Raw genomic sequence first — 15,065 nt, 5'->3', positions numbered from 1 at the left:
TCACCATCTCTAATTCATATTGCTGTGGACTAGGCTCTCGAAGCATGATGATAAACTTGGTTATTATCTGTACTTCTATTAGATCAAAGCCCTAGACGAATGTCTAGAGCTTTGTCAGCAGTCTGCGGCGCTAATGCGCCTTTTATCGTTTATGTCAAAGCCATTGATGCTAGTTCAGCACACGATGAAAAAATGCCACTGCTTGCAAGTACATTTGTAATGCTAATGCGGCGTCGTAGCGCTCGCCCTCATCACGCATAAAGGCGTGCTGAGCATTTACTTCAAGCCAGGTAAAATTAGCATTAACTTGCTCAAGCTTTTGATAAATAAGTTTACGGCCTTCTTTACTTACATGTGGATCTTGATTACCAAACACCATGACTAATTCACCTTTAATGTCGCCTGAACGGGTCAACGAATCTTGACCTTCTTGGCAAGGCAATGTGTTTGAGTGTATGTCGGTAGGGTATAAACAAAAAGCACCGCTGATGTCTGGGTTTAATGCCGCACGGTAAGCCAAATGACCACCAATACACACGCCCATTGCGCCTACTTTATCAGAGCAAAATGACTGCGCGCGCGCAAAATCAACTAAGGCTTGAGTATCAGTGTCGTGTTGTTCTAAAGGCTTAGCCCATTTGTCTGCATTGCCTTTGTCTTTACCCGCCTCATCATAAGCCAATACTGTGCCAATCGGGTTTAACTCATGGAATACTTCTGGTACTAACACCACAAAACCATGACCGGCAAGAATCGCTGCTGAACGGGCGATTGGCGCTGTTTGCTGGAATATTTCTGAGTAAAAAATTATCGTCGCAAATTGCCCTTTGCTATCGGGACGATATAAGGTGGTACGCATTACGCCTGTCGGCGTTGCAATGTCGTGTACTTCAGTTTTAGTTATCATATTATTCCATTGTGACTTATCAAAAAGCGGCTTGCCGTTACTGACTTCTGTTTTTTAAAACAATTCGTTACCACATACCTGACCAGACATTAACTTGGTTACGTTTGTCAGTGTAGTTGAAGCGATAGCATTGAGTGCCTCGTCCGTTAAAAATGCCTGATGGCCGGTAAAAATCACGTTATGGCAAGCTGATAAGCGACGGAATACATCATCTTGAATAATTTCACTCGACTTATCTTCAAAGAAAAGTCCTTTCTCATTCTCGTAAACATCAAGCCCAAGTGAACCGATATGCCCCTCTTTTAACGCTTCCATTGCATCAAATGCATTAAGTAAACCACCACGACTGGTATTGATAACCATAACACCCGGTTTCATTTTATTGAACGTGGTTTGATTCAGTAAATGATGATTCTCTTTTGTTAGTGGGCAATGCAAGGTAATGATGTCGCATTGAGGATATAGCGAGTCTAAATCGACATACTCAATACCAAGGTCAATGACGGCTTGATTTGGATAAGGATCGTGGGCAATGACCTTACAGCCAAAGCCGAGAAGGATTTTTATGGTCGCGATACCAATTTTTCCGGTACCAATGACCCCAACGGTTTTGCCAAACATATTAAAGCCGACTAACCCCGATAATGCAAAATTAGCATCACGCGTCCGTTGATAGGCTTTATGAATTTTACGGTTTAATGTCAGCATTAATGCCACTGAATGCTCTGCAACTGATTCAGGAGAATATGCCGGAACATTAACAACTTGCATACCTAAACGCTCAGCGGCAATTAAATCTACATTATTAAAACCGGCGCAACGCATGGCAATAACCTTTGTTCCACCTTTAGCCAACTCCACTAACACCTCTTCACAAAGCGAGTCATTAACAAATGCACAGACCACTTCGTAGCCTTCGGCTAACTTGACGTTTTGCATACATAGTCGGTAATCAAAGTATTCGATATCAACATTAAATTGTTGGTTAGTACGATTAAAATGAACGATGTCGTAAGGCTTCGCGCTAAAAAATCCAATTTTCATAAGTATCCAAATTTACCGGTCGAAGATGACTGGCTTGAGCCTAAGTCTCAATCCAAAAGATAGGTTAATTGTATGTGAATTCGAAGTTATTGTCGTCAATATCACATTGGGCAAGCGTCAAATTGTGATCCAACTGACGTTGTGACGTTATTGAGTATTGTCTCAACATTATGCGGTTATTTGGCAAGCGCTAAACCAATATTAACGCTTGATTAATCAAAGGGATCATTACAGGTAAACTGTAAAACTGGCGCGTATATCACGGTTTATATTAGCGTGACTTGTTATTATTACTTTATTTTAAGCCATAAAAGTAACCCATGAAAAACAACAATAACATGCCCGTATCAGAGGGGCGATTTTGGATTGAACGGATCAGTAAAACAACACTCAGAGCGATCCACATTATTGGCGTCGTCGGCAGTGGTGGCGGGATCATGTTTGATCTGGATTTATCACTGTGGTTTAATTATTGGCTCGCCGCAATTTGTTCTGGCGTGTTACTCATGAGTTGGGAGATCATTCGTGACTGGCGCTGGCTTATTCAATTAAAAGGAATATTAACCTTATTAAAAATCATTCTATTAGGCTTCTTTGTTCAAATTAGTCAGTGCAAGTCTGAATTAGTCATCTTTATTATTCTATTATCTGTTATTGTATCTCACGGTCCTGCTGGGTTACGTCATTACTCAATTGTGCACCGCAAAGTGATTCAAAGTCGTAAAGAAATTAAAGGCTAACCAAAGGACACAGGATGTTTCCATATCCAGAGCAATATCGCGTCGCCCTTCCACCTATGACCACTGGGTTTATGGTGATTTGGGCTATAGTCAGTCACGCGATTTTTGCTGATGCGAGTCCGTTTGCTTTATATCCACTGTTTTTACTCTTCCCTGTTGCCATTGGCGCGCATTTATACCTCATTTTATTGTCAAAAGGCATGCAACGCCTAGACCAATGCTTTTACGCGTTAGTGCATATTCCACTGGCGTTTGTTGTATGGACATTCACCATAATGCACGTTAACGGCCACGCCTTTTCTTAAGCAGTTTTTATCGTTAAGCAATGCTTGCGTATCTTGATGTCTAACGGTATCGTTGCCGCGAATTGACTGGCGAGCACCAACATAACTAACGTTATTGATAGCCCGCCATCCACTGCGCATTGACGAGACCCATCATGGCTGACTTTATTTACAACCCGCCCACCACGCCTTGGCTAAACATACTCCATGAAGATAAAGACATTATCGTCATCGATAAACCGTCTGGCTTGTTATCGGTACCGGGTAGAGAAGCGATTTATCATGACAGTGTTTATTCTCGCGTGTTAGCAGCGCACCCTAACGCACAAATTGTCCATCGGCTCGACATGGCCACATCGGGCGTTATCGTTGTTGCGCTGCGGCGCAGTGCAGAACGCGAACTAAAAAGACAATTCCGCGATCGTGAAACCGCTAAAACCTATTATGCACGGGTGGCAGGCCATGTAAGCAAAAGTGTCACTCAAGTTGATTTGCCGCTGATTTGTGATTGGCCAAACCGCCCTAAACAAAAAGTGGACCATAAGGTTGGTAAACCCTCTACCACTCTGGTTAAAGTCATCAGTTATGCCGCTAAATCTACATTAGTGAAGTTGACCCCCATTACTGGCCGTTCACACCAATTACGGGTTCATATGATGGCATTAGGCCACCCAATATTAGGCGATGGCTTTTATGCTGACCCACTCGCGAAAAGTCAGTCGCCAAGATTACTGCTTCATGCAGCGGCATTAACCATTACCCATCCGTATACAGAGCAGCAAATACATTTCGAATCGCCAGCTGAATTTATCGATCCCACAGCAGATCAGTAACCTAACAACTTCAAAATTAAACATTGTTAATATCACTACTAATTTTACTGGCTATTATGCAATGAAAGACGTAGATTTATGGCCAATTAATGGTGTAGCAGGCTCAATACTGTGGATAGCTCATTTCAACGCGACGATTTAGATAACCAGATCCTTACGGCACTGATGGAAGATGCACGTACCCCCTTTGCTGAGCTGGCAAAACGCTTTAGTGTAAGCGCAGGCACCATCCATGTCCGTGTTGAAAAAATGAAACAAGCTGGCATTATTACCGGTGCGCAAATTACCGTTAACCCAAAAGCACTTGGTTATGATGTGTGCTGTTTTATTGGCATTAATTTAAAAAGTGCTGGTGACTACCCAGCCGCCATAGCAAAGCTCAATGCATTAGAAGAAGTAGTAGAAGCCTATTACACCACCGGAAATTACTCGGTTTTTGTCAAGGTCATGTGCCAATCTATTGATGGATTACAACACGTACTGATAAATCGCATTCAATCGATTGATGAGATCCAATCAACCGAAACATTGATTAGCCTACAAAACCCTATCATTAGAGCGGTTAAACCTTAACCAGCCCTCACTCCGCCTCAACTTTTTACAACACGCCTACCGTTAACATTTAATTACTTTTTTATTAACTTATAGTGTGACTTTTGTTAATTAAGTGTGCTACAAATGCTGCTGATGCATCAAAGAGTGCAGCACATAAACATTAAGCATTATCCATTACATCACTTAATAATCATCGTATTACCGCGATACCAACTCATTGAGTGATGTCTAATAACAAGGAAGAAGTTGTGAAGACAAAACTAGCCCTAGCCATCTCGGCCGCACTAATATCAGGTGCTTGCTTTGCAGAACCTGCGAACAAATACAACACTACTAATCAATCTCTCGATGAATACGCAGGTTTAAAAGCCACCAAATCAGAAAAGCAATCTACTGTATCGGCTTGGATGATTAAACTGAATACCCAATCAGTATCGCAACAAGCTCGCCTATCAAATGCTTCATCGACTCAAGCATCTGCTTCTGTACAAGCATCTCAGGCCCGCGTACTTAACGCGATTCAAAGCCTAGGTGCAGACATTGAAGTAGTAGGTCAAACCTCAAAATTAGTGAACTCAATTTTAGTTAAAGCTGATAAAAAGCAATTAACCGCTTTACTAAAGAATTCTGATGTTGCTGATATTTTACCGATTTACGATTACGAATTAGATGTTGCTGACAGTGCTGACTATATTGGCGCTACCGCAGTAATCGAAGCGGGTACCGCTTCTGGTAAAGGTCAAAAAGTGGCCGTGTTAGATACCGGTGTAGATTACACTCATGCCGCATTAGGCGGCTCTGGTGAAATAGCGGACTACCAAGCTGCTGTCGCTGCACAATCTGAAATGCCAAACTGGCCTCAAGGTAAAGTTGTAGGTGGTTACGACTTTATGAATGACGACCCAAATCCAATTGATGTCAGTACCAACCACGGTACGCATGTAAGCCACTCTGTTGTTGGTGTTGCACCAGATGTTGAATTGTATGTTTACTCTGTATGTAACTCTGGCTGTCCTGGTCTTGCTCAACTTAACGCGTTAGAAGCTGCAATGGATCCAAACGGTGATGGTGACATTTCTGACCGTGTTGATACGGTCAATATGTCACTAGGTGGTGACTTTGGTGACACCGCAGGCGGTGCAGTACAAGAATTGATCGACGAAATGGTTGAGCTGGGTGTAAACCTTGTTATTTCAGCAGGTAACGATGGTGCAACACCATTTGTTGTTGGCGGCCCAAGTACTTCAGTTAATGCATTATCTGTTGGCGCAATGACTCACCCTACTACGCCTGTAGGTAAAATCACCGCTTCAGCAGCAGGCGTTGAACTAACCGCAGTTGCGGCAGGATTTAACACAACTAACACCTACTCGTTTGATAGCTCTACATCAACATTGGTTGTGCCGACGACCAACACAAATGGTTGTGTGGCTTTTGCAGACGGTACAGATTTTACAGGTCAAATCCCGATTATTGACCGTGGCGCTTGTAACTTCACAGCAAAAGTACTTAACGCTCAAGCTAAAGGTGCAGCGTTTGTCATCGTTGCAAATAATGCGGCTGGTGCTGGTGCGTCGGTCATGGGCGGTTCAGATCCTCTTGTGACAATTCCATCTGTGATGATTTCTAAAGAGGAAGGTGATGCACTAAAAGCTGAAATCGCGAAAGGTGCAGTTACATTCTCTATTGCATCTGTTGAAGTGACAACGGCTGGCGCAATAGCAGACTTCACATCACGTGGCCCTTCAATTGCTGGCACATTAAAGCCTGAAATTACAGCTCCTGGTACCTCAATCATGACTGCTCACCCAGGTTTGGGTGACGGGTTAACGCCAATCAGCGGTACATCATTCTCTAGCCCTATTACCGCTGGTGCTATGAGTATTGTAAAAGAGGCATTGCCAAATCGTAGCGCGCTTGAAATCAAAGCTACTATGATGAACGCGGCAAACTTGAATGTGACTGTTGAGCCTATAGGGTTAAATCCAGACGCTGAATTAGCCCCTATTAGTTATATCGGTGCTGGTCTGGTTGATATTGAGAAATCAATCAACTTACCTGTCGTTGCATACGACAAAGACACAATGCAGGCAGCTTTAGCGTTTGGTCTTGTTTCATTAAGTGAAACAACATCAATGACGAAAACCATTTCTGTGAAAAACTTCTCAGCTGAAGCTAAAACATACACATTAATGGCAGAGCAACGTTTTGCTGATGATATTGAATCAGGTGCAGTTTCTTTTGAAATGCCAGCTAGCATCAAGATCCCTGCAGGCCAAACCAAAACATTTGACGTGACGGTTACAGTTGATCCAACAAAACTACCTGAATGGACGCTAACATCCTCATACGAACTTAGTGGCGAAGCAGCAGAAGCCTCTGAAGCTTTAACATTGTCTGAATATGACGGTGCAATTAAGTTCATGGATGGCGATGAGCAAGCGTTACACGTCGTTTATCACATTTTACCTAAAGCTGCTGCAGCTGCGTCAGTTTCAACTGAAGTGACCGCTGACGGTATTGTAAGAACTCTGACTAACGTGGGTGCTACGTCTATAACAGATCCATTTAGTGCTCCGTTAACGGCAACTAGTCCTAAAAATATGGCAATGCGCCATGACTTAATTAATGCGTCTAGTGAGCTTTCTGGTAGTGCATCGTGTGATGAAGAGATCGCAATATGGAACACCTTCCAAATGCGCGACCCTATGGTGCATGGCCTTGTAGCAAGTTATAACGTTGACTACGACTTAGACAATGATGGTGAATGGGATTACACAGCAACAACAGTAAACCTTCAATGGTTTAATGATGCATACCCTCGCTCACTATATGGATTCGTTGTACCTTTTGGTTCGGGTAGCGGTACGTTAGAGCCTGCATATCATGTGACAGGCAATAACTTCTTAACCACTAAAGTGTGCTTTGAAGATATGGGATTAACTGCTGCAGATTTAGGTAACACTGTTAAAGTTCGTTTCCGTGTCGAAGAAGCTGATTATGCACCAACGCCTACAGGTTTAGGCGATGAAGCAGAAGGGACACTAGCCTTAGTTGCACCTGATGCTTATGCGGGTATTGTCAACGCTGAAGGCGAAGCCGTTACTGAACTTAAACCAGGCGAAAGCGCAATGCTAGTTAGCGAAGTGGGCAGCAATTCACTAGGTTACATGCTACTTTCTGATAATGGTTCTATGTCAGTAGTGGCAAACACTACTGATGAAGGTAACGTTGCTCCTACTGTTGAAGACTTAGTTCTTTATGTAGACAAAGGTGCTGCTGCGGGTACTGTACTTGGCCAAGTTGTTGCAACTGACCCTGACATGCTAACCAGCCCAGTATCTGAGTTCATCGTTGTCGGCTCAAACTCAAGCATGTTCATGATCGATGCTAAAGGTAAAGTAAGCCTAAGCGACACAGCCGTTATTGACCAAACTAGCGAAACCATGGAAGCACAAGTTGTTGCTATCGATACTATGGGAAATCGTTCTGACACCGCAATGGTATCGGTAATGATTAACAACACTAAACCTACTGTTGCGCCTACAGGCATGACAAGTACTGAAGGTTTTGTTGTTACAGCGAAAGCCAATGGTAGTGATGCTGACGGTGACACACTAACGTACAACTGGGTACAAACTAGTGGTCCTTCAGTAACCTTTACTAATGGTGGCGAAAAGATCAGCTTTACTGCACCATCAGGTAAGAGCACGATTAAGTTCTCTGTTACCGCTTCTGATACTCGTTTAGAGAGTAATGCAGGAACAGCAACAATTACCGTTACTGAAAAAGAAGAGAAATCTTCTGGTGGTTCTATGGGCTGGTTAACAGCACTATTATTACCATTAGCTGCATTACGTCGTCGTAAGCACTAATCATCAGTAATACATAATTTGGATTTTCCAAATTAACTTAAAAACCAGCTGCATTTGTAGCTGGTTTTTTATTGTTTTAACAAATCGTTTTAATCTGATTTATCTGAATGGGCAAAAACTTCAAATAGCTCGATATTGATTAATTTACCAAAGCGAAAGTCTGAACTAATCGATATAATAAGAAGCTTAATAACGTAAACCTCTCTTCTTAAAAAAATTCCCCCTAATTATATTACACTTATATTTATATCAATTACTTGTATACAACTCACTCACCTAAGTATATTTTAAACCGAAAGATGCTGGGTGAGATCGTGAATGTTTTTTGAACTGCTGATATTGACACACAATCTGTTTGACGCCTTGGCTTAGATGAGATCTTATACTCTCTTTTAGGAGAGTAAATTATGTACCTTGAAGCCTTCACAACCTTTTTCAGCGAGCTTACCGACACTCGTCAATCGGCTAAAATCACTTATCCTCTCGAAGATATTTTATTTGTTACTCCCTGTTGTGTTATCGCTGGAGCAGAGGACTGGAGCGAGATCCGAGATTACGCTGATGGTCATCTTGATTGGTTTCAACAGCATGGATATTTAAGTAATGGTGTCCCAGTCGATGACACCATCGCGAGGACTATCTCACATATTGACCCCGAGCAATTTAAGCTGTGTTTCATAAAGTGGATGCAAGCCGTGCATGAATGTCATTATGATGTCGGGAACATCATTGGCCATGTGCTACAAGGCATTCAGGCATCATGCCTATCAGATGCGAGCTTAGCTTTCGCGGTACAGGATGTACCATCGGAAGCGGTAGCATTTTCACTCTTTATTGCAAGATGGGCCGAAGTCGATTACAAACGAGGTTCAAAGCTGGATCGAGCCCCATGATGACCTTTTCGCAGCTGTTGTTTTGTAATAGCGAAAATGTTGCGGGGCAGCTGGGCCAATTCTTTTATAAAGAGTAAAGAGGGAGCAGTCGTTGGTTTCCTCTTTATCTGGTGTCGGTGAAGCGCCAGCCGTAGGCCATGAGTACAAAGCAAACACCTGGATCCCGGCTTACAAGCGTTACCGGGAAGATGATGACACGAGCCTGCGTAAGCTGACAACTTACTACCTTTGCTCTGGTATCGGCGAAGCGCCACGACATAAGTTACCGCAGGCCATAAGTACAACACACAAGTAGAGCTGCCTACAGCTAAAAACCACTACCGCGTGATAATAAAAAGCCTAATCATCTCTGTATTCGTGATGATTAGGCCATTGCTAACAAAGAGCTATTTTACGCTAAACTGTCCTGTTGATTTTACATACAGCACGACTTCAGTTTTGGCATCAATCATATGTTTGCCTTGTGCATCAGAACTAAAAAAGCTACTTGGGGTTAATGCTGTTAGCGCTTTTTGATTGTCCCATTGATAAGTTGCACTGCCTTTTACTACCACGGCTTTAAGTGGATTCTGGCTTTCAATACTGCCTTTAAAACCTGCGGGTAGTTTAACAAAACTGCCATTGGCGGCGTCTGGTTTACCCCAAAGGTAACTGATTTGAGCGTTGCCAGATTTCAACCAGGTTGCATCATCTACATTTAACCAAAACAAGTTGTTTTCAGAAATGTTAATTGGACGTTCGCCATTATCAAACGCCTGGTCAGCCGGTTTAACCAAATAAGGGCCGCTGTCGATTTCGAGGTAAATAAGGTTGTCTTGCGCATTGGCTGAGGTGATATGGTTTTCACCCGCTGGCTGAATCCAAAATGAACCGCTTGGCATCCACATATTATCGGCGCTTGGGTCATCGTTATGCATTAAGCCTTCAATCACGATACCGCGGTAAGTGATGTTATGAATATGAGGCGGTGATGAAAAGCCTTTTTGGAATTTCACAAGCATTCCGGTTGCCACATCTTTAGTGCGGTCGCCCCAAAGATCTGCCGCTTTCGGGCTGGCGTCACCACGTGCAGGGTTAAGCATGCCCCAATCAATGTTGTCAGTAGAAATAACAGTATGGTCATTGGCCATCACGGGTAAAGTCATCGCACCTAAAAGGGCTGCAATAGCGGTCGTAGTTAATCTATTCATGAGTTACATTCCATCATATTCAAAAGTTCGAAGACAAAAAGTGGTCTTGCTTTCATCGACGCATTAAACAACATTCGTTTCTAGAGCCTTTTATATATCAAGGTTAGTACGTATTCACATCGGTGTAATGACGTACATATTAATCAATTATATTTATTCGATAAATGGGGTAATCTTTAATATACTTTCGCGAAAACGTGGATAATCAGATAGGGTTTAGTATCAACACTGATGCTAGCTAGTTAAGCTGGATCTGGGATTACAGACAAACAACAGGAAAGTGCATGAAGATTGCTGATTTACGGGTACTGCTAAAAATTGCAGAGCTTAAATCTATCACCGCTGCCGCCAATCAACTCGATATTAGCTCTTCTGCTGCGAGCATTGCATTAAAGCGTATTGAAAAAGAAGTTGGGGTGCAATTATTTGTTCGCACCACTCGGCAATTACGCTTGTCTTCTGAGGGCGAGCGTTATCTTCCGTTATGTCAGCAGGCACTGGATTTATTGCAGCAAGGCCAGCTAGTAATCAATGACGAAGGACAATCCATTAATGGCGAAGTGCGCATGGCGATGTCATCTGAAATGGGCCGTAACCTCATGCGCGATTTACTGAATGATGTGCTAGCACAACATCCAGAGGTGAGCTTACGCCTGCATATTAGCGATACCCAAGTTGATTTCTATCGTGATGGTGTTGATGTGGCGCTGCGGGCAATGATTGCAGGCACAGCAGACGAGTCGAGCTTTTATGGCTTTAAAATCTGTAACATCCCCCATTTTTTGTGCGCTTCACCTCAGTACCTCGCCAAACACGGCACACCAACTACCCCTGATGAACTTGTTGGGCATAATGCGTTACTTTATAAGTTGTATAAAGTGACCCATAACAGCTGGGTATTAATGCGTGGCAACGAAGAGCATAAAATTAAGATGACCAGTAATCGGGCGTGTAACGATGGCGACTTGGTACGCCGCTGGTGTGTTGACGGTGTTGGGATCGCAAAAAAATCAGCCATTGACGTCGCCCAAGACATGCTGGCCGGCCGACTGCAAAGAGTGATGCCTGACTACCAAATCCCAGTGACAGAATTATGGTTAGTATTACCAAGCCGGCAAATGATCACACCTGCTATCCGTTTAATCCGCGATGAACTAAAACAAAAAATCAGTGAGTTGAGAGTACAACTCATTGAAAATAAAACGCTAGCGGAACATGAATGGCCAACAGATGAATAAATGTAATACGCATCAGATTGAAGGTTGATTTATCACTGTTCTGCATAGAAAATAGCGCCTAGTTGAAGAGATAGATAACGTGATAGTTAATACGACAGTTAATGTGATAGTCAAAGCGATAGATAACGCATAGGAACGGCAATAACATGATGACAAAATGGGCGACACGCTTTTTACAGATGGCCGAACTCGTAGCATCTTGGAGTAAAGATCCCTCCACCCAGGTTGGCGCGGTAATCACCGAAAACAATCGCATCGTATCCCTAGGCTTTAATGGTTACCCTCACGGAATATCAGACAGCGCCGAAACTGATAACCGCGAAATGAAACTGCTCAAAACGCTTCATGCTGAAGAAAACGCCATATTACATGCCAAACGCGATCTCAGTAGCTGTGAAATTTGGGTGACCCACTTCCCCTGCCCTAACTGCGCCGCCAAGATTATCCAAACCGGATTACGCGCTGTGCATAGCCCAAAGCCCAACGACGATTTTCTGTCACGCTGGGGCGATAAGATTAAAGTCAGCGAAGATATGTTTGAACAAGCTGGCGTTGAAGTCGATTGGATGCAAGTAGATTAACCCTACTTTTCAGCGGCGTTCCGGCAATGCAGTTAAGCTGTTAAGCCGGAATCCAGGTGTTTGCCTTGCATAATTAACCTGTGGCCAATTCTTAACGCTTCGATACAACAAAAAGTGAATAATCTAACGTTATTATTAGCAAAGCCTGACATTCACTCTGCGACTCTTAGCAATGATTTTCAGGTTCACTTGAGGCTAAACCTAACGTCGTTCCGGCAATGCTGTTAAGCCGGAATCCAGGTGTTTGCTTTTTGCATTATTGACCTGTGGCCAACTCCTAACGCTTTGCCAAAGCTAAGCAATAAACCATCTAACTTCATTACTGGTAAAACCAGACATTCACTCTTCGACTCTTAGCAATGATTTACTGGGTTCACTTGAGGCTAATCCAGACATCGCCCTGTTAGATCTACAGACTTTCAACTAAATAGGGTGAATTTCAACCACAAAAAATTCGTAATCTAATTGATTGTCATGTGCCCCCACGCTAATATGTACAAATAAACGTACATGAACAGTTTGGAGTTAACATGGATGCGATAAGCTATACATCAGCTAGAGCAAATCTAGCAAATACAATGGCGAATGTTTGTAATGATCACGCCCCCATTATTATTACTCGTAAAAGTGAAGCACCTGTCGTTATGATCTCTTTAGAAGACTATAACGCAATGCAAGAAACGACCTATTTACTTCGTTCACCAACCAATGCGCGCGAACTTTTAGAATCTATTGCCGAACTTGAAGCAGGTAATGGAACTGAAAGAGAGCTAATAGAATGAAGTTAACTTTTTCAACCAACGCTTGGGAGCAATATCTATATTGGCAAACCACAGATAAAAAGGTACTTAAGCGTATTAATTTGTTAATTAAAGATATTCAACGAACCCCAACAGAAGGTATTGGAAAACCAGAACCACTTAAACATGGTTTGTCAGGTTACTGGTCTAGACGAATTAATGATGAACACAGAATCGTATACAAACCTCAAAATGATACCATCTTGATTGCACAACTTCGTTACCATTACGGCACATAGATGCTTTAGTCGTGGCAGAGCTGGGTTAGCGGTTCGAGTTATCACTGTGCGTCATTATTGCCAGTAAACTTGTTTTCCATAGAAATTAACGCGGCAAGTATGCCACTAACAACAAATGCAACAATACCAAAGCTAAAGGTCACTCCAGCAAAGGCATAGAAGCCGGGTGAATGATCAGCACCTAAAATCATTAGTCCATTTTCTAGCTGCGTGGGTTCTGTTGTTTTGCCAAAAAAGAAACCATAACCGGCAGAAAGTAAAGAAACGACAATGGCCAAACAACCACAAATAGCACTCAACCTAGCGGCAAAAAGTAACAAGCCTAAGTTATTAGTTTGAATATTTGAAAATGGATAAAATTTCATACAATTCCTTTGTAATTTGATGACTTACCTCTGGGTAGACTCAGTAAAGCCAGTCCGTTAACTTATTGATTACTGTCATCCTACATTTGCTATCTTATTGTTGTAAAGTGATAAAATAACACTGATAAGAGCAAACCGAGTTTGCAAAAGTGGGGTCGTGTTTAAGTTGGGCCGAATAAATTTAGTTTATATGACCCCACTAGATTTAGATTATGTTTTTGAATGTTGTGTATTAGCTTTGCTTTCTAAAATTTTTAATAATTCTTCGTACTTTGGCCCAGGTCCAAATTGAGGAAGCGCTACAGCAAAAAAAACAGCCGCTACGGTTAGATAGACAATTTTTTCAGCTATCACTACACCAGCGAACATCAAGCCAATCCCACACAGCATAACAATAACGAGTAAACTCCTGAACAATATTGATGTCTTAATTTTTTTCTTGGCACCTGCAATCACTGCAAGTTCTTTATCGCTAAATTCCATGGGTAAACCTTTTTATACCTAACGCTTATTAAACAACTCGCCCAATAAAGCAGACCGTTTAAGTTATTGATTAGTATCATCCTACATTTGCTATCTGATTGTTGTAAAGCAATAAAACCTCACTACACCGCTACATCATGACGTTAGTAGTCATAGGCGCAGAACACAAAGATAGAGCTGAATCCTGGCTCTACAACATTACCGAAATAACGGGAGGCTTGGCCTGCTCAAGCAGTCACTGTAAGCAGGTAATTTTTATCTGCAAACATAACAATGATATGGTTAACTTGAACGCTACAGCAGTTCATCACACGCTATCACGTATCAACTCAAGGGGATAACATGAACACACCACAAGGTTTTAACCTACTGTCCGCCAGCATATTAATGTGTTGTTTGTTTTTCAGCGTAGGAGTGTACAGTGTGGGAGTGAATAGCGCGAGTGAGAACAGTGCTGATGTGAACCACGCGAGTAGCGTGGCAAATATCGACACCAGCAAACTGGGTGATATTAAAGCGGTTAAGTTTAATAACCCACAGGTGATAACCTCGGGGTTACCCACAGAGCTGCAATTTGAACAACTTGCTCAGGCGGGTATTAAAACCGTGATAAACCTTATCCCTAACGACAATCCAAATGCATTAGCCAATGAGCAGCAAATCGTCACTCAGCTGGGCATGAACTATCACAATATTAGTGTTGATTGGCAAAACCCTACACAAGAAAACCTAGCGCAGTTTTATAGCCTGATGCAGCAAAATGGCGATGCACCAGTGCTAGTCCATTGCGCCGCTAATTATCGCGCCTCTGCCTTTTATTATTTATACCAAACTCGCCAAAATATCGCGCCGTCAATGGCCGAGGCACTGACGCCCTGGGGCGATTTACAACAAAGCTTTGCAGAATACCCACAGTGGAAAAAGTTGATAGAAGACGTACAAGCTCAATAATATATTAGAGAAATCGATAATATTGATGGTACGATGATGTTGTTCAAATTTCAGGCTCTTCATGTACCTACAGTTTGTTTTAAGGAA

At 42.5% G+C, this 15,065-nt stretch carries 16 protein-coding genes and 1 pseudogene; 12 read left to right on the top strand and 5 right to left on the bottom strand.

Going from position 1 to position 15,065, the window contains the following annotated elements; translation table 11 throughout:
- Window positions 1–169 precede the first annotated feature (169 nt).
- Both GQA99_RS17435 and GQA99_RS17430 read right to left on the bottom strand, forming a co-directional pair.
- On the bottom strand, window positions 170–907 hold the full coding sequence (locus tag GQA99_RS17435) for a dienelactone hydrolase family protein (RefSeq protein WP_160056058.1): 738 nt from the start codon (window positions 905–907) through the stop codon (window positions 170–172).
- Between the two features lie 54 nt (window positions 908–961).
- The gene (locus GQA99_RS17430; protein ID WP_160056056.1) at window positions 962–1,951 is read right to left on the bottom strand and encodes a 2-hydroxyacid dehydrogenase; all 990 of its coding nucleotides are present in this window, start codon (window positions 1,949–1,951) and stop codon (window positions 962–964) included.
- Between the two features lie 320 nt (window positions 1,952–2,271).
- Between GQA99_RS17430 and GQA99_RS17425 the strand changes: the two genes are divergently transcribed.
- The 7 genes and pseudogenes from GQA99_RS17425 to GQA99_RS17395 all read left to right on the top strand — a co-directional run bounded on the left by GQA99_RS17425 (window position 2,272) and on the right by GQA99_RS17395 (window position 9,426).
- A complete protein-coding gene (locus GQA99_RS17425) occupies window positions 2,272–2,691 on the top strand; it encodes a hypothetical protein (protein ID WP_160056054.1) in 420 nt (139 codons plus the stop codon).
- A gap of 14 nt (window positions 2,692–2,705) precedes the next feature.
- Complete coding sequence (locus GQA99_RS17420) at window positions 2,706–2,996, top strand: hypothetical protein (RefSeq protein WP_160056053.1); 291 nt, start codon at window positions 2,706–2,708, stop codon at window positions 2,994–2,996.
- Window positions 2,997–3,130: 134 nt separating this feature from the next.
- Window positions 3,131–3,808: a bifunctional tRNA pseudouridine(32) synthase/23S rRNA pseudouridine(746) synthase RluA gene (gene rluA / locus GQA99_RS17415; protein ID WP_160056052.1), complete on the top strand. Its 678-nt coding sequence runs from the start codon at window positions 3,131–3,133 to the stop codon at window positions 3,806–3,808.
- 111 nt (window positions 3,809–3,919) lie between these two features.
- Complete coding sequence (gene asnC / locus GQA99_RS17410) at window positions 3,920–4,381, top strand: transcriptional regulator AsnC (RefSeq protein WP_160056051.1); 462 nt, start codon at window positions 3,920–3,922, stop codon at window positions 4,379–4,381.
- Between the two features lie 230 nt (window positions 4,382–4,611).
- Window positions 4,612–8,238: a S8 family serine peptidase gene (locus GQA99_RS17405; protein ID WP_160056050.1), complete on the top strand. Its 3,627-nt coding sequence runs from the start codon at window positions 4,612–4,614 to the stop codon at window positions 8,236–8,238.
- A gap of 407 nt (window positions 8,239–8,645) precedes the next feature.
- Window positions 8,646–8,942 (top strand): annotated as a pseudogene (locus GQA99_RS17400) (ISAs1 family transposase); the annotation flags it as partial.
- A gap of 280 nt (window positions 8,943–9,222) precedes the next feature.
- Window positions 9,223–9,426, top strand: coding sequence for a hypothetical protein (locus tag GQA99_RS17395; RefSeq protein WP_160056049.1), 204 nt, complete (start codon window positions 9,223–9,225; stop codon window positions 9,424–9,426).
- A gap of 91 nt (window positions 9,427–9,517) precedes the next feature.
- Here GQA99_RS17395 and GQA99_RS17390 read toward each other — a convergent pair whose 3' ends face one another.
- A complete protein-coding gene (locus GQA99_RS17390; RefSeq protein ID WP_206194586.1) occupies window positions 9,518–10,321 on the bottom strand; it encodes a DUF4437 domain-containing protein in 804 nt (267 codons plus the stop codon).
- 284 nt (window positions 10,322–10,605) lie between these two features.
- Between GQA99_RS17390 and GQA99_RS17385 the strand changes: the two genes are divergently transcribed.
- The 4 genes from GQA99_RS17385 (at window position 10,606) to GQA99_RS17370 (ending at window position 13,179) form a co-directional block, all read left to right on the top strand.
- On the top strand, window positions 10,606–11,559 hold the full coding sequence (locus GQA99_RS17385) for a LysR family transcriptional regulator (RefSeq protein WP_160056048.1): 954 nt from the start codon (window positions 10,606–10,608) through the stop codon (window positions 11,557–11,559).
- Between the two features lie 146 nt (window positions 11,560–11,705).
- Window positions 11,706–12,140 carry a dCMP deaminase family protein gene (locus GQA99_RS17380; protein WP_160056047.1) on the top strand — a complete coding sequence of 145 codons (435 nt, stop codon included), beginning with the start codon at window positions 11,706–11,708 and terminating at the stop codon, window positions 12,138–12,140.
- A gap of 530 nt (window positions 12,141–12,670) precedes the next feature.
- The gene (locus tag GQA99_RS17375) at window positions 12,671–12,922 is read left to right on the top strand and encodes a type II toxin-antitoxin system Phd/YefM family antitoxin (RefSeq protein ID WP_160056046.1); all 252 of its coding nucleotides are present in this window, start codon (window positions 12,671–12,673) and stop codon (window positions 12,920–12,922) included.
- On the top strand, window positions 12,919–13,179 hold the full coding sequence (locus GQA99_RS17370) for a Txe/YoeB family addiction module toxin (protein WP_160056045.1): 261 nt from the start codon (window positions 12,919–12,921) through the stop codon (window positions 13,177–13,179). Before GQA99_RS17375 ends, GQA99_RS17370 begins: the two co-directional genes overlap by 4 nt.
- A gap of 41 nt (window positions 13,180–13,220) precedes the next feature.
- Here GQA99_RS17370 and GQA99_RS17365 read toward each other — a convergent pair whose 3' ends face one another.
- A complete protein-coding gene (locus GQA99_RS17365; RefSeq protein WP_160056043.1) occupies window positions 13,221–13,544 on the bottom strand; it encodes a hypothetical protein in 324 nt (107 codons plus the stop codon).
- A gap of 210 nt (window positions 13,545–13,754) precedes the next feature.
- A complete protein-coding gene (locus GQA99_RS17360) occupies window positions 13,755–14,027 on the bottom strand; it encodes a hypothetical protein (protein ID WP_160056041.1) in 273 nt (90 codons plus the stop codon).
- Between the two features lie 342 nt (window positions 14,028–14,369).
- Between GQA99_RS17360 and GQA99_RS17355 the strand changes: the two genes are divergently transcribed.
- Complete coding sequence (locus GQA99_RS17355) at window positions 14,370–14,978, top strand: protein tyrosine phosphatase family protein (protein ID WP_160056039.1); 609 nt, start codon at window positions 14,370–14,372, stop codon at window positions 14,976–14,978.
- Window positions 14,979–15,065 lie beyond the last annotated feature (87 nt).

This window comes from Shewanella litoralis (assembly GCF_009828585.1).
In the GTDB taxonomy this organism is placed as follows: domain Bacteria; phylum Pseudomonadota; class Gammaproteobacteria; order Enterobacterales; family Shewanellaceae; genus Shewanella; species Shewanella litoralis.
Note: the sequence above shows the minus strand (reverse complement) of the source record. Positions and strands in the feature narration are given on the sequence as shown.